This window comes from Collinsella sp. AM36-4AA, assembly GCF_003467795.1.
GTDB lineage: Bacteria > Actinomycetota > Coriobacteriia > Coriobacteriales > Coriobacteriaceae > Collinsella.
On sequence record NZ_QSHS01000016.1, the window covers coordinates 20737 to 43278 of the forward strand.

The 22542-nt window shown below is 60.4% G+C and carries 19 protein-coding genes, 2 tRNA genes and 1 pseudogene; 3 read left to right on the forward strand and 19 right to left on the reverse strand.

The genetic code is table 11. The features are described 5' to 3' along the window. Positions 1–231: 231 nt before the first annotated feature. Both gpmA and DW850_RS06120 read left to right on the forward strand, forming a co-directional pair. Positions 232–978 (forward strand): 2,3-diphosphoglycerate-dependent phosphoglycerate mutase, encoded by a 747-nt coding sequence (gpmA, locus tag DW850_RS06115; RefSeq protein WP_192934503.1) that lies wholly within the window; start codon positions 232–234, stop codon positions 976–978. A 75-nt stretch (positions 979–1053) separates the two neighbouring features. Further along, positions 1054–2310: an Nramp family divalent metal transporter gene (locus DW850_RS06120; protein WP_117639824.1), complete on the forward strand. Its 1257-nt coding sequence runs from the start codon at positions 1054–1056 to the stop codon at positions 2308–2310. A gap of 307 nt (positions 2311–2617) precedes the next feature. Here DW850_RS06120 and DW850_RS06125 read toward each other — a convergent pair whose 3' ends face one another. The 6 genes from DW850_RS06125 to DW850_RS06150 all read right to left on the reverse strand — a co-directional run bounded on the left by DW850_RS06125 (position 2618) and on the right by DW850_RS06150 (position 5204). Then, positions 2618–2761 (reverse strand): rubredoxin-like domain-containing protein, encoded by a 144-nt coding sequence (locus DW850_RS06125; RefSeq protein ID WP_055251878.1) that lies wholly within the window; start codon positions 2759–2761, stop codon positions 2618–2620. An 89-nt stretch (positions 2762–2850) separates the two neighbouring features. Further along, positions 2851–3354, reverse strand: a complete 504-nt coding sequence (locus DW850_RS06130; RefSeq protein ID WP_055251877.1) for a flavin reductase family protein — start codon at positions 3352–3354, stop codon at positions 2851–2853. 207 nt (positions 3355–3561) lie between these two features. Beyond that, positions 3562–4032 carry an SsrA-binding protein SmpB gene (gene smpB / locus DW850_RS06135; RefSeq protein WP_006235325.1) on the reverse strand — a complete coding sequence of 157 codons (471 nt, stop codon included), beginning with the start codon at positions 4030–4032 and terminating at the stop codon, positions 3562–3564. Further along, on the reverse strand, positions 4022–4939 hold the full coding sequence (locus DW850_RS06140; RefSeq protein WP_117641023.1) for a hypothetical protein: 918 nt from the start codon (positions 4937–4939) through the stop codon (positions 4022–4024). The genes smpB and DW850_RS06140 overlap by 11 nt, the downstream gene beginning before the upstream one ends. 97 nt (positions 4940–5036) lie before the next feature. Beyond that, positions 5037–5113, reverse strand: a tRNA-Glu gene (locus DW850_RS06145). A 17-nt stretch (positions 5114–5130) separates the two neighbouring features. Next, a tRNA-Gln gene (locus DW850_RS06150) sits at positions 5131–5204 on the reverse strand. 265 nt (positions 5205–5469) lie between these two features. On the opposite strand from DW850_RS06150, the gene DW850_RS06155 reads away from it, so the two are divergent. Then, positions 5470–5880, forward strand: a complete 411-nt coding sequence (locus DW850_RS06155) for a hypothetical protein (protein ID WP_089572222.1) — start codon at positions 5470–5472, stop codon at positions 5878–5880. Between the two features lie 72 nt (positions 5881–5952). On the opposite strand, the pseudogene DW850_RS06160 reads toward DW850_RS06155, so the two are convergent. The 13 genes and pseudogenes from DW850_RS06160 to DW850_RS06220 form a co-directional block, all read right to left on the reverse strand. Then, positions 5953–6311, reverse strand: a pseudogene (locus DW850_RS06160) (arsenate reductase family protein). A 122-nt stretch (positions 6312–6433) separates the two neighbouring features. Then, the gene (locus DW850_RS06165) at positions 6434–7015 is read right to left on the reverse strand and encodes a VanZ family protein (RefSeq protein ID WP_158565232.1); all 582 of its coding nucleotides are present in this window, start codon (positions 7013–7015) and stop codon (positions 6434–6436) included. Between the two features lie 104 nt (positions 7016–7119). Continuing rightward, complete coding sequence (locus tag DW850_RS06170) at positions 7120–7725, reverse strand: recombinase family protein (protein WP_117786555.1); 606 nt, start codon at positions 7723–7725, stop codon at positions 7120–7122. Positions 7726–7902: 177 nt separating this feature from the next. Further along, a complete protein-coding gene (locus DW850_RS06175) occupies positions 7903–10038 on the reverse strand; it encodes a ribonuclease R family protein (RefSeq protein WP_117786556.1) in 2136 nt (711 codons plus the stop codon). A 135-nt stretch (positions 10039–10173) separates the two neighbouring features. Then, positions 10174–11094, reverse strand: a complete 921-nt coding sequence (ftsX, locus tag DW850_RS06180; RefSeq protein WP_117778507.1) for a permease-like cell division protein FtsX — start codon at positions 11092–11094, stop codon at positions 10174–10176. Next, positions 11081–12301 (reverse strand): cell division ATP-binding protein FtsE, encoded by a 1221-nt coding sequence (gene ftsE, locus DW850_RS06185; protein WP_117583023.1) that lies wholly within the window; start codon positions 12299–12301, stop codon positions 11081–11083. The genes ftsX and ftsE overlap by 14 nt, the downstream gene beginning before the upstream one ends. Before the next feature lie 450 nt (positions 12302–12751). Beyond that, positions 12752–13693, reverse strand: coding sequence for a transketolase family protein (locus tag DW850_RS06190; protein ID WP_117786557.1), 942 nt, complete (start codon positions 13691–13693; stop codon positions 12752–12754). A gap of 1 nt (position 13694) precedes the next feature. After that, complete coding sequence (locus DW850_RS06195) at positions 13695–14525, reverse strand: transketolase (RefSeq protein WP_117638068.1); 831 nt, start codon at positions 14523–14525, stop codon at positions 13695–13697. Between the two features lie 207 nt (positions 14526–14732). Continuing rightward, positions 14733–15623: a YitT family protein gene (locus DW850_RS06200; protein WP_117564199.1), complete on the reverse strand. Its 891-nt coding sequence runs from the start codon at positions 15621–15623 to the stop codon at positions 14733–14735. 165 nt (positions 15624–15788) lie between these two features. Further along, positions 15789–16937: a peptide chain release factor 2 gene (gene prfB, locus DW850_RS06205; protein ID WP_117786558.1), complete on the reverse strand. Its 1149-nt coding sequence runs from the start codon at positions 16935–16937 to the stop codon at positions 15789–15791. After that, positions 16937–19744 (reverse strand): preprotein translocase subunit SecA, encoded by a 2808-nt coding sequence (secA, locus tag DW850_RS06210; protein ID WP_117786559.1) that lies wholly within the window; start codon positions 19742–19744, stop codon positions 16937–16939. The genes prfB and secA overlap by 1 nt, the downstream gene beginning before the upstream one ends. A gap of 340 nt (positions 19745–20084) precedes the next feature. Further along, entirely contained in the window at positions 20085–20510 is a 426-nt protein-coding gene (rpmE, locus tag DW850_RS06215) for a 50S ribosomal protein L31 (protein WP_006235303.1), read from the reverse strand. 186 nt (positions 20511–20696) lie between these two features. Then, positions 20697–22379 carry an ATP-binding cassette domain-containing protein gene (locus DW850_RS06220; RefSeq protein WP_158565233.1) on the reverse strand — a complete coding sequence of 561 codons (1683 nt, stop codon included), beginning with the start codon at positions 22377–22379 and terminating at the stop codon, positions 20697–20699. Positions 22380–22542 lie beyond the last annotated feature (163 nt).

Here is a 22542-nt window from a genome sequence, read left to right on the forward strand (position 1 = left end):
ATTTCTTCCTGTCTTGATCTGTAACACCTAGGCCCAATTTCCATCCCTAGTTGTTACAGATCGAGACATTTCGGCAGCCCCCTTCACCATCCCATTCAAATACAACAATTTTGTTAGTCTCGGTTAACTTTTAAGCCTAAAACGGGTATCCTTTGCGGCGTCAAGCAAACGGCACGCACACCGTGCCAGATCAAGGAGGCCCCTATGGCGCACCAAGCAGACCAGCAGACGATGCAACTCGTCCTCATCCGTCACGGAGAGTCCGAGTGGAACAAGCTCAACCTGTTCACCGGCTGGACCGATGTTGAGCTCACCGACACGGGCCGCGAAGAAGCCGCAGCAGGCGGTCGAGCCCTCAAAGAAGCCGGTTTCGACTTTGACGTCTGCTACACTTCGCGCCTCAAGCGCGCGATCCACACCCTCAACATCGTGCTCGGCCAAATGGATCGCGAGTGGCTGCCCGTCATCAAATCCTGGAAGCTCAACGAGCGCCACTACGGAGCGTTGCAGGGTCTCAACAAGGCCGATGCCGCGGCGGAGCACGGCGACGAGCAGGTGCTCATCTGGCGCCGCTCCTTCGATATCTGCCCGCCGGCACTCGAGCCGAACGACGCGCGCGATCCCCACACCCAGGAGCAATACCGTGATGTCGCGCCCGATCAGCTGCCCTATACCGAATGCCTCAAGGACACGATCGCCCGCGCCTGGCCCTATTTCGAAGACGAGATTCGCCCCCAGATGCTCGCCGGCAAGCGCGTACTCATCGCCGCACACGGCAACTCCCTGCGCTCACTCGTCATGAAGCTCGAGCACCTCACGCCCGAGGAGATCCTCAAGGTCAACATCCCCACCGGCGTGCCGCTCGTCTACACCTTCGATACCGATTTCAATGTCCTCGACAAGCGCTACATCGGCGACCCGGCGACCATCGCCGCCAAGATCGACGCCGTGGCCAATCAGGGCAAAGCGCACAAGTAGCCCCAACCCAAATCCGACGCGTGGCGCCGCACGACCCAGATGCGACGTCACGCCGCCCATACGCAGGAGCGCACCATGCTCAACCATCTCAAACAACACTTTGGCTCCCGACGCACCGGTGGTCACGGAGGCCTAGACATTGCGCGGCATATCGGCCCCGGGCTGCTCGTGACCGTCGGCTTTATCGACCCGGGCAACTGGGCCTCCAATATGGCCGCGGGCTCGCAGTTTGGCTACGCGCTGCTGTGGATCGTCACGCTGTCCACGATTATGCTCATCGTGCTGCAGCACAACGCGGCGCACTTGGGCATCGCCACGGGCGCCTGCCTTGCCGAGGCCACGACCCGCTTTCTCCCCCGCATCGTGGGACGCGCGGTGCTCGGCAGCGCCTATCTCGCGACTATCGCCACCGCCATGGCCGAAGTCCTGGGCGGCGCGATTGCCCTTCAAATGCTCTTTGGGCTGCCCGTGCGTGCGGGCTGCGTCATCGTGGCGGCAGTATCGATGGCGATGCTCATGACGAACTCCTACAAGCGAGCCGAACGCTGGATCATCGCCTTCGTAGGCGTGGTAGGACTCTCGTTTTTGGCCGAGCTTGCACTAGTCAAGGTCGACTGGCCGCAAGCCGCCGCAAGCTGGATCACGCCCAGTATGCCCACTGGCTCTGCCGCGATTATCGTGAGCGTTCTGGGTGCGGTCGTTATGCCACACAACCTTTTTCTGCACTCCGAGGTCATCCAATCCATGCACTTCGAAGGCCAAGGCGAGCAGGTTATCGAAGAGCGTCTGCGCTACGAGCTCTTCGACACGCTCTTTTCGATGGGCGTGGGCTGGGCAATCAACTCGGCCATGGTCATCCTGGCCGCAACGACCTTCTTTGCGCACGGCATGGTCGTAGACGACCTCGCCGTCGCAGCGGCCACGCTCTCCCCCATCTTGGGCCCGGCGAGCTCGACCATCTTTGCGGTAGCGCTGCTGTTTGCGGGCCTCTCGAGTAGTGTGACGGCGGGCATGGCGGCGGGCACCATCACCGCGGGCATGTTCGACGAGGAATACGACATCCACGACCGACATTCCTCGGTCGGGGTGGCGGCCTGTTTCGCCGGAGCAGTGGCGGCGTGCCTGGTCGTTCCAAATCCTTTTGAAGGTCTCATCTGGAGTCAGGCGCTGCTGTCGCTTCAGCTGCCGATTACGGTCTTTGTGCTCATACGGCTCACCAGCTCACGCCGCGTCATGGGCAAATATGCCAATTCGCGCCCGCTCAACGCGCTGCTCGTAGGGATCGGTGCCATCGTGACGATTCTCGATGTCGTGTTGTTGACAGGGATGTAATGGGGCGGGGCACCTACTCAGGCAAACGTCTCGATCTGCAACATCTAGACCCGCTTTCGATGTCTAGATGTTACAGATTGAGATCTTCTGCCGGACGGTTTTGGTTTGTCTCGATATGTAACAAGTGGGCCCAATTTCCACCGTTAGATGTGGCGGGTTAAGACAAAAGGTCGGCCGGACTCACAACAGACAGGATCGGCCAACAGCAACCGTGATCCCTTGGGGGCGGAGGAAAAGGGCCCCGGCCGAGAATTCGACCGAGGCCCTTGGACAGAGCTATGTTCGGCTTTCGCCGTGTGTCTGCGAGCTACTCCTCGACGAGCTCAAACTGATCGGGACCGACGCCGCACACCGGGCACACATAATCCTCGGGCAGCTCGGGCGTATCGACCTCAACCTCGTAACCGCAAACGACGCACACGAACTTATACGTCTTCTTCTCCTCAGCCATGATGTTCTCCTCTCAAACGCGACTGGTGATGTACTTCATTTATCAGTATAGATTCTCAATAATATAATGCAAGTACTTTTAAAACATTTCTAGCCTTGATACGAGGACGCCTTCGGAGGCGTCTTGCCCTTCAGGACCTTATGGTAGTAATCGTAGGTGAGCGGCGTCTCGTCACTCAAGCGCTCGGCATCCTCGACCTCGCCGATAAACAGTAGATGCGTGCCAACATCCACAGTGTCGATCAAATGGCAGCTAAACAGGGCCGCCGCGTGCTCGGGCACATAGGGCATGCCCAGAGCCGTCTCGCGGGTCTCGTATTTGGCAAACTTGTCATAATCGCTGCTGGTGCGGAACCCAAAGTTACCGATGTAGAGCATATCGGCGGTCTGATCGATCACGGTCAGCGCGAACGCTTTGGCCGAAGCGATGACGCCCGAGGTGACGTTGTCCTTGTTCACGGCAACCGAAATGCGCGGCGGCATGGACGTCACCTGCACCGCAGTGTTGATGACGCAGCCGGCGCGCAGCCCGTCTGCCGCGGCGCTCACCACGTACAGACCGCTCGGCATGGTAAAGAACGCAGTTTTGTCCATAACAATCACTCCCCTAACCCGGGTTGGAACCTCATGGATGTATGTACCCACAAAAAGGCGGCGCCCACAACGGACACCACCTTTGAGACATATGTGTCAAAACAGTATAAGCAAGATGAGACGCCCGCAGTTGCGGTGAAATAAGGACTGAATAGCCCCTCAAACAGGCAAAACAGTCCGTATTCCACCGCAACTTATGAAGGACGGTCAGCGGTTGCGTTCCTTGAGGGCGCGGTCGATCTCGCGTTGGACATCACGCTTGGCCATGTCCTCGCGCTTGTCGTAGAGCTTCTTGCCGCGACCCAGGCCCAGCAGCAGTTTTACGCGACCGTCGGTATTAAAGTAGAGCTCCAACGGAACCAGCGCATAACCACGGTTGCGAAGTTTGCCGTCAAGAAAGTCGATCTCCTTGCGGTGCAGCAGCAGACGGCGCCGACGGTCGGGATCGCGATTCCACACGCCACCATGGCTATAAGGGTGGATATGCAGGCCGACGAGCCAGCACTCCCCGCCACGAATCAGTGCAAAGGTATCGGTAATCTGGCACGCGCGCTCGCGAATCGACTTGACCTCGGTACCGCTCAGCTCAATACCGCACTCAAACGTCTCATCGATAAAGTACTCGTGATGTGCCGAGCGATTCTTGGAAATGAGCTTGCGCTCGCGCTTACTGGGCATCGCCGGCCTCCTTGGCGCCATTGGCGTTTGAGCCCGCAGCCTCGCGCTTTGCCCTGCGCTCGGCATTAAGCTCGGCATCGCTCTCGCGCACCAGCTTAATGATCGCCGCGCATGCCTCCTCGCCCACCAGGTCGCGGGCACGGACCGTCAGACGCGTAGCCTCCTGCTTGTCGCCGTCGCTTGCAGCATCGGTCGCGCACATGATCAGGCAGATGGCGATCTCGGCCGAAGGCGAGGTCGGCACGCCCTGCAGGGCGAGCTCACCCATCACATGGTCGTCACTCTCGTCCGCGGCATCCGGATAGGTGGTATGGATCTTGTTGAGCAGGCGCGTCGTATGCGCATCATTGGGTGCCAGGCGCAGCGCCAGACGCGCGCAGCCCACGGCAGCCGAAATGTTCTCGGTCTCGGGCTCCAAGAAGTACTGACCCAAGTTGGTGTAGGCGCGTGCGGCGCACTTACCGTCGCTCGCGCGCTCCAGCACCGAGAACGAGAGCGATGCCCACTCCTGCTTGTCCTCGAGCGCGCGGAACAGCTCGGCCAAGTCCAAGCGATAGTTGCAGTTCATGGGATCCCAACGCACGGCCTGCATCAGGGCATTCCGAGCACTCACATAATCCTGCTGGCGAATGTAGGCAAACGCCATGTCGGAGTACAGGCGGTCAAAGGGAACCTCGACCTGCACCAGCTCGCGCGGATCCTTCTCCACACGGCGATAGGCCAGGCGCTCAAACTTGCTGTCGAAGCTAAAGTACTGGCGCTTCTCCTCCGTCTTGCACTCAGCGTCGATATACTCCTCGGCGAGCTCCACCAGACGCTCAAGCAGCGGCGTCGCCGTAGCCAGGTCGCCCTGCGCCAGATAGTTCTCGGCATACGTGATGTCTTCCAAGCTGATAGGCAGGTCCATGACAACTCCTCGGTCCGGGCGGCAGACTCAACGCGCGCCTTAAATATCGGTCAATACACAAAACCCGGGTCTCTTACGAGGCCCGGGCGTTCAATTTTGGTAGCCCGTACCAGATTCGAACTGGTGATCTCCGCCTTGAGAGGGCGGCGTCCTAAACCGCTAGACGAACGGGCCATATGTAGCAAATGCAATGGCTGGGATGGAGGGAGTCGAACCCCCATTGACGGAACCAGAATCCGCTGTCCTGCCATTAGACGACATCCCAATGACTGCATCGCTGCGCTCGGCTGTGCCTTTGCGCAAGAAAGAAATATACGGGAAGTCCGGCCGTGACGCAAGCCCCAATTTTGACTTTTTTGAAATTCAGTCAAATACGGCCGACACGTGAAGGACCTGTGAAGCGCCAGCGACACGTACGGCGCCAAAGCCCGTAAAACATCCCGCATCTACCGCTGGTAGATTACAACAATGCAGCACTCACGGCTGATGGCACAATCGAACCGTCATCATTGCACGGATATCGAGGCGCCATGGACGAAGAGCTTGATTACCTATGGGAGACCCTGGGCCTCGAGATCACTGCTGACCTTTGGCCCGAACGGGACAAAATCCATCCCACTCTGCGCCCCGCCATCACGGTGATGCAGGCAAACTACCGCCGTGCATCCTTTTTGATCATGCGGATGTCATGGCACGCGGGACTCCCCGACCTTAAGCGAATCCAGGCAAGCCTCGTCGAGCTGTCCGGTATGCCGACTGTCATATCCGAGGCGCACCTGGAGCAGCGACAGCGCGAGCGACTGCAACAGCAGCGGATTCCCTTTATCTGCCCCGGCGTTCAGGCATATCTGCCCTTTATGGACGAGGAGTACTGGAGCGGCAAGCCCAACAAGCACGTAAAGGTCTACGATCCGCACGAATGGGCACAGCTCGATGATTGAGCCGAGCGAGCCCGCCGATGGAAAACACGTCCCACCCTGAGCACTCAAAACGGGTCGCACTTTCCGCAGCCGCTACAGCAACGCCTCGACCCAAGCCGATTCCCTAAAGCCGGGAATCGCAAAGTCGTCGCCCACCAACAGCGGACGCTTGACCAGCATGCCGTCGGTCGCCAGCAGCTCGTAGCACTCCCGATCCGTCATGCCCGCATCTAGACGCGCCTTCAGGCCCAGCTCTCGATATTTCATGCCCGACGAATTAAAGAAGCGCCGCACCGGCAGTCCCGAACGAGCAATCCAGGTCGCAAGCTCATCAGCCGTGGGATTGTCCAAAACGATATCGCGGTCGATATACTCTACCCCGTGTTCGTCCAGCCATGCCTTGCCTTCTTACAGGTCGAGCACTTGGGATATTCAACAAACAGTACGGTCATGGGATTTCCTTTCTTAGAGAAAACAGGTGTCTGGAAAACTGCACATCGACGGCCACTCGCGATTGCAGCCGTTATTGTAGTCAATGTCGAAGCATAGGCAGTCGCGATGCCTCGTCTTAAGGCTAGCGCCTCGCATGGGCGCCGATCGGCCGAGTCGCATGGCGCACCAACGCCGCTGCCAGCAATACCAACAGCATGGCGGTGACATAGCCCGCAGCATCGAATCCTAAATCGATAACGTCGAAATGCCTGCCGGGAACAAAGATCTTATGTACCTGATCGCCAACGGAGCAGGCGGCGCAAAAGAGCAATACGGGCACGCAACGGGAGCATACGCTCCACGGACGCCTGGAAAAGCAAACCACGACCACCGAGGCGAACAATCCGACGAAGAAAAACTCTACGGTATGGGCAACGCGACGGACGTTTGTGCCCACCCACATGCGAATGGAAACAAGTCGGCCAGACTGGACATTCGAGGCAGCCGAATCGGTGCCCCCGGTCATTCCGTTCTCCGTCTGGGCTTCACCCGTGGCATCGACAGCCTGAACGCCCGTAGCCCGGCCCTCCACCACACGCGCGATGGACTCGCTCAGCAACGACGTCTCCACCGCATTTTGCTCCGTCAGCGCCCAGATGCCCGCCAGCGTTGCAGCGAACAGAACGATCGCGGTCCATCCGATTATTTGTTTTACGCGCGTCAAGGGCCAGCCTCCTTTTTTGAATATCAGCGAGTGTAGCCCCAAATGGCATCGTCACCGTATCAAAATTTGAATCGCAACAGGAAGCGACAAAGCGACGCAAACCCCTACCCCGCCTCGCGCATCCAGCGATCGAACGTCCCTACGCACACGCCCAGGCACTTTGCTGCCTGGCTGCGGGTAATATCGCCTGCCTCATAGCTATCGCGCACCAGCTCAAACTGAGGAGGGCACGGCTTGCGAGGTCGACCGAAACGAACCCCTCGCGCCCGCGCCGCTGCAATTCCCTCCGCCTGGCGCCGATGGATATTCTCGCGCTCCACCTGCGCCACGTAGCTCAGCAGTTGCAGCACAATATCGGCAATCAGAGCGTTGGTCACATCCGGCGCGCCGCTGGCCCTAGCGCGCGTGTCAAGCAATGGCATGTCCAACACCACAATGGCAACCCCGAGCTCCTTGGTAATGCGTCGCCATTCCTCAAGAATCTCGGAGTAATTACGGCCAAGTCGGTCGATAGAAAGCACCACCAGCACGTCCCCGTCTCCCAGGACGTGTAGCAGCTCGCGATAACGCGGTCGATCGAAGTCCTTGCCGCTCGCATGGTCGGCATAAATATTCGCCGAGCCCACGCCATAGGCGCCCAGCGCATCCAGCTGCCGATTAAGGTTCTGATCGCGCGAACTCACCCGCGCATAACCGTACACCGTCGCCATCTCATCCCCGCTTTCTTGTAAACCTGCCAAAAAGGGACAGGTTTATTTTGGTAGGTTTTACCTCTCAAATAGCAGGTAAGCGGGCAGCCGAGCAGACGGCAAGGTAGCCACGATTCAAATGCGGAGGGCGGCCCCGAAAGACCGCCCTCCGCTCTCCCGCCACGAGTCGGGATTTAGCTAGTGGATAAGCTTAAAGTCCAAGTGTCCACGCGTGGTATTGACGCGCGAGACCTCGATAATCACGCGCTGGCCCAGTTCATAGCGAGTCCCCGTGTCGGCGCCCGTCAGCGTAAGCGCGTCCTCGTCGAACTCGAACCACTCGTTGCCCAGGCTCTTAATTGAAACCAGGCCCTCGACCTGCGTCAAATCCAGGCGTACGAACAGGCCCATACTGCTAACCCACGAGACGGTTCCGGCATAGCGCTCGCCCAGACGGTCCTCATAGTACTGGGCAATCTTGATCTTTTGCGTCGCATGGCTAGCGGCATCTGCCGCGCGCTCGGCATCGCTGCATGCGCGGCAGATCTGCGGCAGAATGCGCGGCAGCGACTCGCGCCCCTTGCCGATCAGCCGCGGCGTACGGACCAGGGCGTCCTTGCCGCCGAGCTGCTCATAGGCCAACTGCAGTTTGAGCACGCGGTGCACCACCAGATCGGGGTAGCGACGGATGGGACTCGTAAAGTGACAGTAGCACGGCGCGGCGAGCGCAAAGTGGCCCTCGTTGCGCGGCTTGTACAGTGCGCGCTGCATGCTGCGCAGAAGCAGCGTGTTGACGAGCGGTGCGTTGGCCGTACCGGCGGCAGCATCAACTGCAGCCTGTAGCTCATCGGGACTCCCCAGGGCGATACCGGCAGCACGGCGATCGTCGATGATGCCTAGCTGCGCCAGCGCAACGGCGGCACCGTGCAGGCTATCGGGGCTCGGATCCTCATGCACGCGATAGCAGGCCTCGATATCACGGTCTGCCAGCCACTCTGCAACGCACTCGTTGGCGAGTAGCATGGCTTCCTCGATAAGCGACGTGGCACACGAACGCTCGCGCGCCACAATCTGCACGGGTACTCCGTCCTCATCCAATAGAGCGCGAATCTCGGCCGTGTCAAAATCGACTGAGCCGCGGGCACGACGAATACGACGGCGAAGTTCGGCGAGTTCGTTGGCGGCGACAAGGAAATCGCCGAGGTCGACGTTATAGCCGCGAGCAGTTTCCTCGCACGCAAGACCGCGCTCAAGCGCCTCCTCGCGCGAGGCCTCAGCAGCCGCAACATCCTCAGCGGCGCCTTCCAGCACCGAATACTCAACCGCGCCGGCACGCACCAGCAGCGCCTCGGCGCCGTCATAGTCCATACGCACACGCGAGCGAATCACGCTGGGGTAAGGATCGTAATGCCGCACGCGACCCTGCGCATCGAGCTCAATGTCAACGGTAAACGCAAGACGGTCCTCGTCAGGGCGAAGCGAGCATAGGTCACAGGACAGGCGTTCGGGCAGCATGGGAAGCACGCGATCGGCCAGATACACCGATGTCGTACGATGGCGAGCCTCAAGATCGATATGCCCGTCCCAAGCCACATAGTGAGAAACGTCAGCGATATGCACACCCAGCTTGTAGCCACCCTCGGGCGTGCGCTCAAGCGAAATGGCATCGTCAAAGTCGCGCGCGTCGACCGGGTCGATCGTGATGACAAAGCGGTCGCGCAGATCGCGGCGGAGCGGGTCCTTAAGCGCCGCGGACACATCGAGCGAAAGCCCCTCGGCCTCGTCCAGCGCGGCCTCGGGATAGCTATCGGTATAGCCGTAACGCGCCATCACGTATTGAACGCCCAAATCGGGCGCGTCATCTCCGCCAATGCGGCGCTCGATCGTCACGGTGCCCGATTCCAGGCGCGTCGGGTAGGTCAAAATGCGCACGACAACGGCATCACCCGGGTGGACGCCCAGACGATCCGCCGAGGTATCCTCGGGCAGAATGAAGAAGTCGGCCTTCAGGCGCGAATCGAGCGGCTCGATCACACCGAGCGGACCAGCGGTCTGGTACGTACCCACCACGCTTATGGCTGCGCGCTCAACCACGCCTTCGATCACGGCGCGCCGCTCACCGTGCGGGCTGTTCTTAATGCTCACGGCAACGGTATCGCCATCCATGATCTCGCGCTTACCGCGGCCCATAACCTTGTAGTCGCCGCTCTCGGTTATGACATAGGCGCCATGCTCATGGAGCTGCACGCGCCCGGTCAGGCTCGGACGGCGTTCGCTGCGCACCGGCCCACGCTTATTGCGAGCACCGCGCTTATGCTTGTTATTGCGCCCCATGGCGCCTCCTTGCTATCGATGACGAACTCCAAAGAGTCTACCCAAATGATTCGCTTTCCTGCCGTCCCCTAGAGATCAAAAAACGGGCCGCCCCATAAGAGACGACCCGTTGGAAGGGATGAATTCCAGGCATGCCTACACGCGCAGGTAGCGGCGCATGGCGATGGCAGAACCAAAGAGACCGATAATCACGCCGACCAGAATCAGCGCAGCATAGGTCACCAGGTAGTACTGCATCGGCAGGGCAAACGACATCCAGCCGATGCTCTCCTGCAGACGCGGAATCATCAGATTACGCAGCAGCTCCAGAACGCCGATGGAAAGCAGCGAGCCCAAAATGGCCTGCAGTACGCCCTCGGTGATAAACGGGCCACGAATGAAGCCGTTGCTGGCGCCGACCAGACGCATAATCGCAATCTCACGACGACGCGCCGTGATGGACAGGCGAATCGTGTTGTTGATGAAGATGAATGCGATAAAGGTCAGAAGGCCAACGAGCACCACGGCGGCGATGCGGATGTAGTTGGTCACCTGGAACAGGCGGCTCACTTCCTCCTGGCCGTACAGCACGCTCGCGTTGACGTCGCCGTCATCCGCGATCTTCTGGAAGTCGGCGTTCTTCTTGAGCTTCTCTGCCGTGCTCTCGACCTTGGACGGATCGTCCATCTCAATTGCAAACGAAGCCGGCAGCGGGTTCTGGCCATCGAGCGCGCTCATGGTGGCGTCGGCGTTGCCCGACATCTTGCTCGTATACTCGGCCAGCGCGTCGTCCTTGTCCTTATAGGTAACGGACTTGACGTTATTCCACGTCTTAAGCTCGGCCTCAAAAGCCTGAACATCGGCCTGATCGGCGTCATCGCTAATGAACGCGTTGATGACAACCTGATCCTCGACGGTGCCGATCACGGAGTTCAGCATCGCGGAGCCCATGATGAACAGGCCGATGATAAACAGCGAAAGGAAGATCGTGATGACGGCGCCGAGCGAGGTAGTCCAGTTACGGAAGAAGTGACTGATTGCCTCTTTGAAGGAGTAGCCCACGTTAGTTGGTGCCATAGTTGCCGTAACCTCCCCTCTCCTGGTCGCGGATAACGTGGCCGCCCTCGAGGGCGATCACGCGACGGTGCATGCTATCGACCATCTCGCGGTCGTGCGTGGCGACGATCACGGTGGTGCCGGTGCGGTTAATACGCTCGAGCAGCTTCATGATGCCCAGCGAGATCGCCGGGTCGAGGTTACCCGTGGGCTCGTCGCAGATCAGCAGCGGCGGACGGTTGACCATAGCGCGGGCGACGGCGACGCGCTGCTGCTCGCCACCGGAAAGCTGGTCGGGCAGCGAGTCCATCTGATCGGCCAGACCGACCAGACGCAGCACCTCGGGCACCTGGCTGCGAATGACGCCCTTGGGCTTGCCGATGCACTGCAGGGCAAACGCCACGTTTTCGTAGGCGGTCTTTTGCGGCAGAAGCTTAAAGTCCTGGAACACGGCGCCAATCTGGCGGCGAAGGAACGGAACCTTGCGGTTCTTGATCTTCATGAGGTCCTGACCGGCAACCAGGATGCGGCCACTTGTCGGCTTGACGTCGCGGTTGAGCGTCGACAGCAGCGTGGTCTTACCCGAGCCGGAGTGACCGACCAGGAAGACGAACTCGCCCGGATAGATCTCGATGTTGATGTCGTCGAGTGCGGGCTTGTTGGGCTGTGCCGGATAGATCTTGGTGACATGCTCCATAAGGATGACGGGCTCGACACCGGCCTGCTTGGCCATCTTCTTGCGGCTGGCCTGCGGATCGATGGGCGCAAACACCGACGTAAAATCGGGGTTGTTGAGCGCGTTATCGAGGCTTGCGACCTCGGCGGCCTGATCGCTCTCGACCACCGGGGCAGCAGGCTGCGTGGGATCGGGAATAGCGGCAAAGAGACCGGACTGCGCAGGCTGAGGAACCGGCGTCGCAGGGGCCATGGGGTCGGGAATGCCGGCCATGGTAGGCTGCGGCGTGGCGGCACCAGCCTGAGGCTGCTCCACGCGAGCGGTCACGGCCTGAACGGGCTCAAAACCCGCCGTGCCGGAAAGCGCGACATCGCTGGTGGGATTGTAGGCAAAGGGATCGGATGCCGGCTGTGCCTGATCTGCCGGCTGAGCGGGGGCCTGAGCAACAGGCTGACCCTCTGAATCCGGAGTGGCGAAACGACTGCCCTGGACGCCTGTCTGCGTCTTGGGGGCATCGTCGCCCGCACCGGAGGTACGGAAGTGGTTACCCACTGGTGCTCCTTATCGTCGTGCGTTTAAACTACATGAGCGCTTTGTATTTTAGCAGCATTAGCTTTACTGCACATAAGAAGCATGGCGGGGTTTGGGTCTCACCGGCCGGGCGCAGGGTTACCTCCCAAATCGTCCTCGCGCATGGCCGGCATTTGTCCTGCTCCTGCGGAGCTGCGGACAAACGCCGGCCTGCGCTGCGGAAAGATTTGGGAGGTAACCCTGCGCCCGGCCTGCGGCTACTATGGGGCCGACGCACCAACTTGAGATGCTGCGCATACAAAGTTGGAAGGGTCTGAATTGCACTTTGTTGGGATGGGCCCGTTTCCCCATGGGAACTTTGCTTGGCAGGACTCTAATTTAAATTCAGCATAAACAGGGGCGCCCTCTTTGAGGACACCCCTGTTCTGGCTTGTTTGCGGTTGTCGACGCGATACTTTGCCTCGTCTTGCCTTATGCCAAGAACTCCTTGGTGGTTGCCACGATGTTGGCGGCGTCCAGGCCGTACTTGTGCAGGAGCTCGGCACCCGGGCCGGACTCGCCGAAGGTGTCGTTGACGCCAATCTTCTTGAGCGGCGTCGGGCACTGCTCGCACAGGACGTCGGCGACGGCACTGCCCAGACCACCGATCACGGAGTGCTCCTCGACGGTCACGACGTGGCCGGTCTTGGTAGCGCTCTTGACGACCAGGTCGGCGTCGATGGGCTTGATGGTGTGCATGTTGATGACCTCGGCGTCGATGCCCTCGGCAGCGAGCTGCTCGGCGGCCTCGAGGGCCTCGCCGACCATCAGACCGCAAGCGATGATGGTCACATCGGCGCCCTCGCGCATGACAATGCCCTTACCCAACTCGAACTTGTAGGTCTCGGGGTCGTTGATAACCGGCGAGGCCAAACGGGCGAAGCGCATGTACACCGGGCCGTCGCACTCGTAGGCGGCGCGCGTCACGGCGCGGGCCTCGACGTCGTCGGCGGGAACGATCACGGTCATGCCGGGGATGACGCGCATGAGGGCGATATCCTCGCAGCACTGATGCGTGGCGCCGTCCTCGCCGACCGAAATACCGGCGTGCGTGGCGCCGATCTTGACGTTGAGGTGCGGGTAGCCGATGGAGTTGCGGACCTGCTCAAAGGCGCGACCGGCAGCGAACATGGCAAAGGTACTCGCGAAGGCAACACGACCAGTGGTCGCGATACCGGCGGCGACGCCCATCAGGTTGCTCTCGGCAATGCCCACATCGAAGAAGCGGTCGGGGCAAGCGGCCTTAAACTTACCGGTCTGCGTGGCGGCGGCCAGGTCGGCGTCGAGGACCACAAAGTCATCGTGCTCGTTGGCAAGCTCGACGAGGGCCTCGCCGTAGCTTACACGCGTGGCGATTTTCTTGACGTCTGCCATCCTAGAGCTCCTCTCCGGCGGCCGTGAGCTCTGCCATGGCCTGCTCAAACTGTTCATCGTTGGGGGCCTTGCCGTGCCAGCCAACCTGGTTCTCCATAAAGGACACGCCCTTGCCCTTTGTGGTCTCGGCGATAATGGCGGTCGGCTGCCCCTTGGTGGCGCGAGCCTCGGCAAAGGCGGCGCGGATCTGGTCGAAGTCGTTGCCGTCGGCGAGCTCAACCACGTGGAACTTGAACGCGCGGAACTTGTCGGCGAGCGGCATGGGGTCGTTGACCTCCTCGACGGGACCGTCAATCTGAAGGCCGTTGTGGTCGACGATCACGCAGAGGTTATCGAGCTGCTGGTTGCCGGCAAACATGGCGGCCTCCCAGACCTGGCCCTCCTCGCTCTCGCCATCACCCAGCAGGGCGTACGTGCGATAAGTATCGCCCCAGTGCTTGGCGGCAACGGCCATGCCCACGGCGGCGGAAATGCCCTGGCCGAGCGAGCCGGTGGACATGTCGACGCCCGGGGTGTCGTTCATGTTGGGGTGACCCTGCAGGTGGCTGCCGATGTGGCGCAGCGTCTCAAGATCCTCCTTGGGGAAGAACCCGCGCTCGGCGAGCACGGCGTACAGGCCCGGAGCGCAATGGCCCTTGGAGAGCACAAAACGGTCGCGATCGGCCTTGCGGGGATCGGACGGGTCGACGTTCATTTCCTCAAAGTACAGATAGGTCATGATGTCGGCAGCGCCGAGCGAACCGCCCGGATGGCCGGACTTGGCAGCGTGCACGCCGGTGACGATGCCCTTCCTTACCTCGTTGGCAACCTTTTTGAGCTCTTCGTCGCTCATTGTGCCTTCCTTTCATCCTCATTAGACAAAATGCGCACGGCACCGAAGGTAATCCCAACACAGCCGCAATGCACGTACGTCATTCATTATGCTGGAAACTGATGGCTTTACCAGAGTTTTTATCATTATTTGAACAATTGAGCAGGCAGAACCGCTGATGAAACGGTTTATCAATGTGAACGTCTTTTGGATGGGACGCGGTCGGCCCTACGCGCTAATGTCCTTGAATCCCTCGCCGAAGGCTTCCGTAACGTCGGCGACCGTCACAATGGCGTGAGGATCGCGCTCGCGCACGATCGTCTTGAGGGTATTGAGCTCCCGACGGCTCACGATGACCATGATCACCGGCTTCTCGGCACCCGAATACATGCCAGTCGCCTTAAACTTGGTACAACCACGACCCAGGCCATACATGATATCGGCAGCGATATCGGGGAACTTGTCCGAGATGATGAGTACCATACGGCGTTTGTTGCCACCATCGACCACGGCATCGATCACGTAGCCGCTAATGACCATCGAAAGGCCTGCATATAGTGCATTTTCGATTGAAAAGACCGGAGCCGACAGCGCACATACGGCAACATCGATCGCCATGACGGTCGAGCCCACGGGCAGCGAGGTATTACGCGAGATGATTTGGCCAATCGTGTCCGAGCCGCCGGTGTTGGCGCCGGCGCGCAGCACCATGCCATAACCGATGCCCGTGATGATGCCGCCCCACATAGCGGGCAGCATCAGATCGGCATGTGCCAGCGGCGCCACAAACGGAGCGAACAGGTCGGTGAAAAAGCCCAGCAGCACAAAGCCCGTCGCCGTCTGCACCACGTAGAACATGCCACCCTCGCGCATAACGACCAGCAGCAGCAAGGCGTTCATCACGATCGTCTGAATACCAACGGGAAGCGATAGACCGCGCGATGCGCCGACCGCCTGGATAATGGTGGCAAGGCCCGTAACGCCACCGGCAGCAAGGCCGTTGGGAATCAAAAACAGGTCGGTCGCAATAGCGGCCAGAGCGCACCCCAACATAATCTGGGGCAGGTCGTGAAAGAAGTTCATCGAAAGAATACGCTTAATGTCCAGACGATATGCCATGCTGCCTCCCTCAAAAAAGCGCACCCAAACGGATGCGCTTCGAACTTCTTGCTGTATTCGATTCTACCGATTCGCCGGACAAAAACCACCCCTGCGCAGGGTTTATTCCGGATACAAACCCGTCCAACCGTTGGGCTTAGCATCGGCTTGAAGCCGCCCGATGTTTTAGATCTCCGAGCCTTCTGCATCGGCGTTGCCGGTGGCCCAGCGATGATAGCCAATAACAAACGGGTCCAGGTCGCCATCGTCAAGAACTGCCTCGACGTTGCTGGTCTCAACGCCCGTGCGTAGGTCCTTAACCATCTGATACGGGTAGAGCACGTAGCTGCGGATCTGGTTGCCAAAACCAATCGTGGTTTTGGGTCCGCGAATCTCATCCAGGGCCTCGGCGCGCTTCTCGAGCTCAATCTCGTACAGGCGAGCCTTGAGGATCTGCATGCACGCGGCCTTGTTCTGGATCTGGCTGCGCTCGTTTTGGCAGGTGACCACAATGCCGCTGGGGAAATGCGTCACGCGCACGGCGGAGTCGGTGGTGTTAACGCCCTGACCGCCCGGGCCGCTCGCGTGGTACACGTCCACGCGGATGTCATCGGGACTGATTTCGATGTCGATATCATCGGGTAGCACGGGGATGACCTCGACGCCGGCAAACGTGGTCTGGCGGCGCTTCTTGTCGTCGGTGGGGCTAATGCGAACCAAGCGGTGGACGCCGGCCTCGGCGCGCAGCATGCCAAATGCGTCCTTGCCCTCGACGGTAAAGGTCGCGCGGTCGATGCCGATGACCTCAGCAGCGGGGCAGTCGTTAATCGTGACCTTCCAGCCGCGACGCTGGCAGTACTTCATGTACATCTTAAAGAGCATGAAGGTCCAGTCCTGGGCCTCCAGACCACCCTGTCCGGGCTTGATGGTCACAATGGCATCGCCGTGATCGAACTCACCGGTAAACCAGCTCGAAAGCTCAAGCTCATCGATGGCACGGGCCAGGCGCTCAGCCGTGGCTGTAGCCTCCTCGCGAAGAGCGGCGGCATCGGGGTCATCCCCCATCTCCTCGGCAAGCTCCAGCGCGGCGCGGGCATCGGAAAGCTCGCCGCGCGCGTTGTCCACGGCGGCGATATCTTCCTTGGTGCGCGCGATTTCCTCCATGGTGGCACGGGCGGCGTCGGCGTCATCCCAAAAGCCGGGGGCCACGCTTTTGGCCTCGAGCTCGGTCACGCGCGTGCGCTTTTCGTCCAAGTGGAGATACGACTCGCCCTCGCCGAGCCGGTCCGCAAACGCGTCCAGCTCGGCGAGCGTTACCTCTAAAGCCTCAGCCATTAACGATTCCTGCCGTGGCAGTACTTAAACTTCTTGCCGCTACCGCAGGGGCACGGGTCGTTGCGGCCCACGTTGACGTACGGATCGTCGCTCTCGGACTTGCGATAGGTGGTCACCTTGCCACCGTTGTTGACGGCAGCCGGACCACCCTGGACAGCCGTGCGGGCCTGCACCTGCGCCTGCTTGCGCAGCACCGAGTTGCCGTTGTCGCCATCGACCTCGGCAGGACCGGAGAAGCGCGCACCCTCGAGCGCGGGCTCTTCCTTGTGCTCCACGGCACGCGGGGCAGCCTTGATCTCGATGCGCAGAACCGTGCGCAGGTAATCCTCGTACATGGTGTCGACGAGGATCTGGAACGCGCCGTAGGCCTCGGTCTTGTACTCGACCAGCGGGTCGCGCTGGCCAAAGCCGCGCAGGCCGATGCCGGTCTTGAGATAGTCCATCTCCTGCAGGTAGTTCATCCAGCGGGTATCAATGACGCGCAGCATGACCTGGGTGTTGAGCTCGCGCATCAGGTCCTCGCCCAAGCGCTCGGCCTTCATGTTGTAGCACTTCTCTACGTAAGCCAGGACATCGGCAGCCAGAGCCTCATAATCCTCGTCGGGGAACTTCGGCGTATCGATGTGGCCGGTGAGCTCCACAACCCACTTGCGCAGGCCCTCCAGGTCGCGCTCGCCATCGTGACTGTCCTTGGTGCAGAACTCCTGAACGCAGCGGTACACGGTGTCGTGCATGACCTCGGTGATGTGGTCGGTCAGGTCCTTGCCGTCCAGAATCTTATTGCGCTCAGCGTAGATGACCTGGCGCTGCTTGTTCATGACGTCGTCGTACTCAAGGACGCTCTTGCGCATGGAGAAGTTGATGCTCTCGACCTTGTGCTGGGCGCTCTCGACGGCCTTGGAGATGATCTTGTGCTGGATGGGCATGTCGTCGCCCATGTCGGCCGTGACCATCATCTTGGAGACGCGGTCCATCTTGTCGCCGCCGAACAGGCGCATGAGGTCGTCCTCGAGCGACAGGTAGAACTGGGTCTCGCCCGGATCGCCCTGACGGCCGGAGCGGCCGCGCAGCTGGTTGTCGATACGACGGGACTCGTGGCGCTCGGTGCCGATAACGGTCAGGCCGCCGGCGGCAAGCACGCGCTCGCGCTCGGCCTTGCAGGTCTCCTTGGCCTCGGCGTTAAACTGCTCAAGCTGCTCGGGCGTCACGTCCTCCATGGTCAGGCCCTCGTACTCAAGGCGCTCGCGCACCAGCTCGTCGGGGTTGCCGCCCAACAGGATGTCGGTACCACGACCGGCCATGTTGGTAGCGATGGTCACGGCGCCGTAGCGTCCGGCCTGGGCAACGATATGAGCCTCGCGCTCATGGTGCTTGGCGTTGAGGACCTCGTGCGCGATGCCGCGCTTGGTAAGGGCGGCCGACAGCTTCTCGGAGCTCTCGATGGAGACGGTGCCCACCAGGACCGGCTGGCCCTTGGCGTGACGCTGCTCGACATCGTCGGCGACGGCGTTGTACTTGGCCTGAATGGTACGGTACACCAGGTCCTCGTGATCAACACGCTGAACGGGTTTGTTGGAGGGGATGACCTCGACGGGCAGCTTGTAGATCTCGCGGAACTCGGCATCCTCGGTGAGTGCCGTGCCGGTCATGCCGGAGAGCTTGTCATACAGACGGAAGTAGTTCTGCAAGGTGATAGTGGCCAGCGTCTGGTTCTCCTCGCGTACGAGCACGCCCTCTTTGGCCTCGATGGCCTGGTGCAGGCCCTCGGAGTAACGGCGGCCTTCCATAATGCGGCCGGTGAACTCGTCGACGATCTTGACCTCGCCGTTGGTGACCACATACTGCTTGTCGCGGTGGAACATGTACTGGGCCTTCAGCGCCTGCTGCAGGTGGTTGACCAGCTGGCCCGAGAGGTCGGCATAGATGTCATCGATGCCCAGGCGGCGCTCGATCTTCTTAAGGCCGCGCTCGGTGGCGGCGATGGTGTGCTTGGCCTCGTCCATGACGTAGTCGCCCGTGGGCTCGACGTCCTCGGTGGCGGTGAGCATGTCGTGCGACACGTCCTCACCGCGCTCCAGGCCGCGCACGGCGCGCGCGAAGTCCTTATAGGTGCTGGCGGACTTGGTGCCGGCGCCCGAGATAATCAGCGGGGTGCGAGCCTCATCGATCAGGATGGAGTCGACCTCGTCGACGATGGCGTAGTTGTGGCCGCGCTGTACGCGCTGCTCGGGCCGGGTAACCATGTTGTCGCGCAGGTAGTCGAAACCGAACTCGGAGTTGGTGCCGTAGGTGACGTCTGCCTGGTAGGCCGGACGCTTGAGCTCGAGCGGCATGTTGTTCTGGAGCAGACCGACGGTCATTCCCAGGTACTTGTAGATGCGGCCCATCCACTCGGAGTCGCGCTTGGCAAGGTAATCATTGACAGTAACGACGTGCACGCCCTTGCCGGCAATAGCGTTGAGATAGCCAGCCAACGTGGAGACGAGGGTCTTACCTTCGCCGGTCTTCATCTCGGCGATGTGGCCCTCGTGCAGTGCCATGGCGCCAATGAGTTGCACGTCAAAGTGGCGCATGCCCATGGTGCGCTTGGAAGCCTCGCGCACGGTGGCAAAAGCCTCGGGGAGCATGTCGTCGAGCGACTCGCCGTTGGCGTAGCGCTCACGGAACTTATCGGTCTGGGCGCGGAGCTCTTCCTCGGTCATCTTCTCAAACTGGGGCTCAAGACCGTTGATCTGGTCGACGATCTTGTAGTAGCGCTTAAGGTCCTTATCGGATCCAAAGGACAGCAGCTTTGACATGAATCCCATGTGGTTTTCCTTTTTGGCCATCGCCCGCGGCATGAAACCTTGGACGAGTTAAACACAGATATTTGTACTTTAGCCAAACAAGGCGCCGCCTATGCGGTCGACACGCTCGACCACGTAATAACTACGACAGCCCGCCAAAAAGGGACTGGTTTATTTTGGCAGCTTCTATCTGGGAAAACGCTGTCTCTCTGCCATTTGGTGCAAATCAACCTGCCCCCTTCGCACCAACCTGGTGCCACGGGGACAGGTTAGCTTGCACCAATAAAAAGAAAAGGGCCGCGCACCCGAACGGATGCACGGCCCTTATGCCATGAATGCGAGCGATTCCGCGGCGAGCTATTTACTCAGCAGCCTCGGTGGTCTCGGCCTCGGCAGCGGCCTCCTCGACGGGAGCCTCTGCGGGAGCCTCTGCGGCCTGCTTGGCAGCCTCCTCGGCAAACTTAGCGGCACGCTTAGCCTTCTCGGCAGCCTTAGCCTCAGCGGCGGCCTTGCGAGCGGCCTCGGCCTCAGCAGCCTTGGCGGCCTTGGCAGCCTTGGCCTCCTCAGCCTTCTTGAGCTGGGCGGCAGCGGCGCCACCGAACTTGTCGGCGAAGCGCTGGACGCGTCCACCGGTGTCGACGAACTTCTGCTGGCCGGTGTAGAACGGGTGGCACTCGTTGCAAAGCTCGACCTTCATCTCGGACACGGTAGCGTGCGTCTTGAAGGTGTTGCCGCAGGAGCACGTCACCGTGCACTCGACATACTGGGGATGGATACCCTGCTTCATGGTAGGACTCCTTATTGGTCAGGCGCTGGTTACCGATCAGCGCATAAGGCGTCTTGGTTTCCGACCAAGACAACAAACTCGGCTATGGTACCACGGCGCCGCGCGTCCCACAAAAGGTTCACGGTCTTTTCGGCACAACACGAGCTGGACCTTAAATATCAACTTCATCCGAACACTCCCCCACATTCATCTCTCGTATGTATCGAGGTATTCCTGCTTGAGCGTCTGCGAGGACGACTTGATCTTTTCCACGAGCGTGCCGGCTTCGATGAAGTAGAACGAGTTGGTAAGGTCTGCCAGGTCGTCGAGCAGATGGCTTGAAATGAGCACGCTGCGTCCCCGCGCCACCTCGCTGCGCATCGCGTCGCAGGAGGTTTTCCGTTTTCCCGGATCGAGGCCGTTCAGCGGTTCATCGAGGATGAGGTACGGGCAATCGGTCGCTATCGCCATGGCAAGCTTTACCTGCTGCTTCATTCCTGTCGAGAGTTTACGGGTCGGCTTGTCGAGATATGGGGAGATTCCGAGGGAGTCGCAGAGCGAGTCGATGTCGGCGGCCGATTTCCACGCCTCCCTAACGAAAGCAAGGTGCTCGATGGCCGATAGCGTGGGATAGAGATCCGCGCTGCCCGAAGAGCTCAGGTAGACGAGTTCTGCAAATTCGGCTGATCGACGTTGGCAGATTCCGTCTGCCGCCAGGCTTCCCGAGCGGATGCGGGTGGGAAATTGGCCCGACAGCGCTTCAAGAAGGGTGGTTTTCCCCGAGCCGTTGGGAGCAACGAGGCCCGCCGCCGTTCCCGGGCTCAGGAAAAGCGACCCGATTGAAAGTATCGTCGTGCTTCCGTATCCCACGCTCGCGTCTAGAAGCTCGAGCCCATGGTGCTTTTTCGCGGGTCCAGGCTGTTTGGGGGAACGTGTCGCAACGGCGCCGACCGTAAAAAAGACCGCGACGTATGCCAGGGCCACGGCAAGCATCGATGCGCTGCCTGAACCGGAGCCAATGAATTCTGTCGGGAAGCATCCTACGTAACCCGTTGCCTCGATAGGCGAGAATACGGGCAGTGGCAGGAGCCCGAGCACGGCATTATGCCCTAGTGCCGAATCGGACAATAACGGGAATGCCGGGGCCGCGACAAGCAGCGCGGAGGTAAGGGGGCCCGCGAGGACGCGCCTCGTTGCGGTCGATATGACGGCGGAGCAAACGGATATCAAGGTTCCGCCCGCAAGCAGCGCGAGAAGCAGGGCTGTGAAGACGTTTCCCGCGGTCGTGGTGGTAAGCGCGCCGTCATGGAAGAAGGCGATCGGGTACCCAATTTGCCCGAAGCCGTTTAGGACCAAGGCGTAAATGCCCCCGGGTGCGAGGCCGGCGAGGAGCATCGCGGTCCCCGCGACGATTATCGAAAGCACGATCTGAATAAGGCGCCGGAATTTGGGCACGGGCGCCTTTGCCGCCAGGGTCCCGGGCCTTGTGGCGCCGAGCACGAGTATCGACGAGAGAAGGAAGGGGATGAAGGGAAGGAAAGACGGCGCCGTGGCAATGGCGTAAGGCAGGAAGGAAAGGAATGGCAGGTCGTTTGCGGAGGCCGGGATATCCGTGATGCCGGAGCTGCTCAGGGCACGGCAATATGCGAGCGCTGCGTCATTGGTCTCTTGGTCTCCCACGATGGACCCGGATTGGAAGCCTTCGCCCATGAGCGCGTAGTAGCTCTCGGCAGAATCGAGAAAGGCGGCGTCGGTTTGAGCGGCAAGGGCGGCGTTCGCGTATCTTGCAAGCTCCGCGTCATTTTGCTGCTCTGGAGATAGGTCTGTGCCGCTGGCCTGGGGCGCGCGCGTATTGAATGCGTCGACAAAGCTCTGCATGCCCTGTTTCATAAAGAAGGGCCCGTAGATGGGTGAATTGAACGCAATGGGGACGGAAAAGGCTGCAGCGAGAACGAGCGTACAAATCCATACGGCCTTGTCTCTTAGGATTAGTTTGAGAAGAAGTCGACAGTACATTTAGAAGCACCTACGTTCCTCAAAGAATTGTTAGATT

What these genes read in the sequence shown, in the direction of transcription:
- gpmA (WP_192934503.1), top strand. Translation starts at nt 232, where the DNA reads ATGCAACTCGTCCTCATCCGTCACGGAGAGTCCGAGTGGAACAAGCTC.
- DW850_RS06120 (WP_117639824.1), top strand. Translation starts at nt 1,054, where the DNA reads ATGCTCAACCATCTCAAACAACACTTTGGCTCCCGACGCACCGGTGGT.
- DW850_RS06125 (WP_055251878.1), bottom strand. Translation starts at nt 2,761, where the DNA reads ATGGCTGAGGAGAAGAAGACGTATAAGTTCGTGTGCGTCGTTTGCGGT.
- DW850_RS06130 (WP_055251877.1), bottom strand. Translation starts at nt 3,354, where the DNA reads ATGGACAAAACTGCGTTCTTTACCATGCCGAGCGGTCTGTACGTGGTG.
- smpB (WP_006235325.1), bottom strand. Translation starts at nt 4,032, where the DNA reads ATGCCCAGTAAGCGCGAGCGCAAGCTCATTTCCAAGAATCGCTCGGCA.
- DW850_RS06140 (WP_117641023.1), bottom strand. Translation starts at nt 4,939, where the DNA reads ATGGACCTGCCTATCAGCTTGGAAGACATCACGTATGCCGAGAACTAT.
- DW850_RS06155 (WP_089572222.1), top strand. Translation starts at nt 5,470, where the DNA reads ATGGACGAAGAGCTTGATTACCTATGGGAGACCCTGGGCCTCGAGATC.
- DW850_RS06170 (WP_117786555.1), bottom strand. Translation starts at nt 7,725, where the DNA reads ATGGCGACGGTGTACGGTTATGCGCGGGTGAGTTCGCGCGATCAGAAC.
- DW850_RS06175 (WP_117786556.1), bottom strand. Translation starts at nt 10,038, where the DNA reads ATGGGGCGCAATAACAAGCATAAGCGCGGTGCTCGCAATAAGCGTGGG.
- ftsX (WP_117778507.1), bottom strand. Translation starts at nt 11,094, where the DNA reads ATGGCACCAACTAACGTGGGCTACTCCTTCAAAGAGGCAATCAGTCAC.
- DW850_RS06190 (WP_117786557.1), bottom strand. Translation starts at nt 13,693, where the DNA reads ATGGCAGACGTCAAGAAAATCGCCACGCGTGTAAGCTACGGCGAGGCC.
- DW850_RS06195 (WP_117638068.1), bottom strand. Translation starts at nt 14,525, where the DNA reads ATGAGCGACGAAGAGCTCAAAAAGGTTGCCAACGAGGTAAGGAAGGGC.
- DW850_RS06200 (WP_117564199.1), bottom strand. Translation starts at nt 15,623, where the DNA reads ATGGCATATCGTCTGGACATTAAGCGTATTCTTTCGATGAACTTCTTT.
- prfB (WP_117786558.1), bottom strand. Translation starts at nt 16,937, where the DNA reads ATGGCTGAGGCTTTAGAGGTAACGCTCGCCGAGCTGGACGCGTTTGCG.
- secA (WP_117786559.1), bottom strand. Translation starts at nt 19,744, where the DNA reads ATGGGATTCATGTCAAAGCTGCTGTCCTTTGGATCCGATAAGGACCTT.
- rpmE (WP_006235303.1), bottom strand. Translation starts at nt 20,510, where the DNA reads ATGAAGCAGGGTATCCATCCCCAGTATGTCGAGTGCACGGTGACGTGC.
- DW850_RS06220 (WP_158565233.1), bottom strand. Translation starts at nt 22,379, where the DNA reads ATGAAACAGGGCATGCAGAGCTTTGTCGACGCATTCAATACGCGCGCG.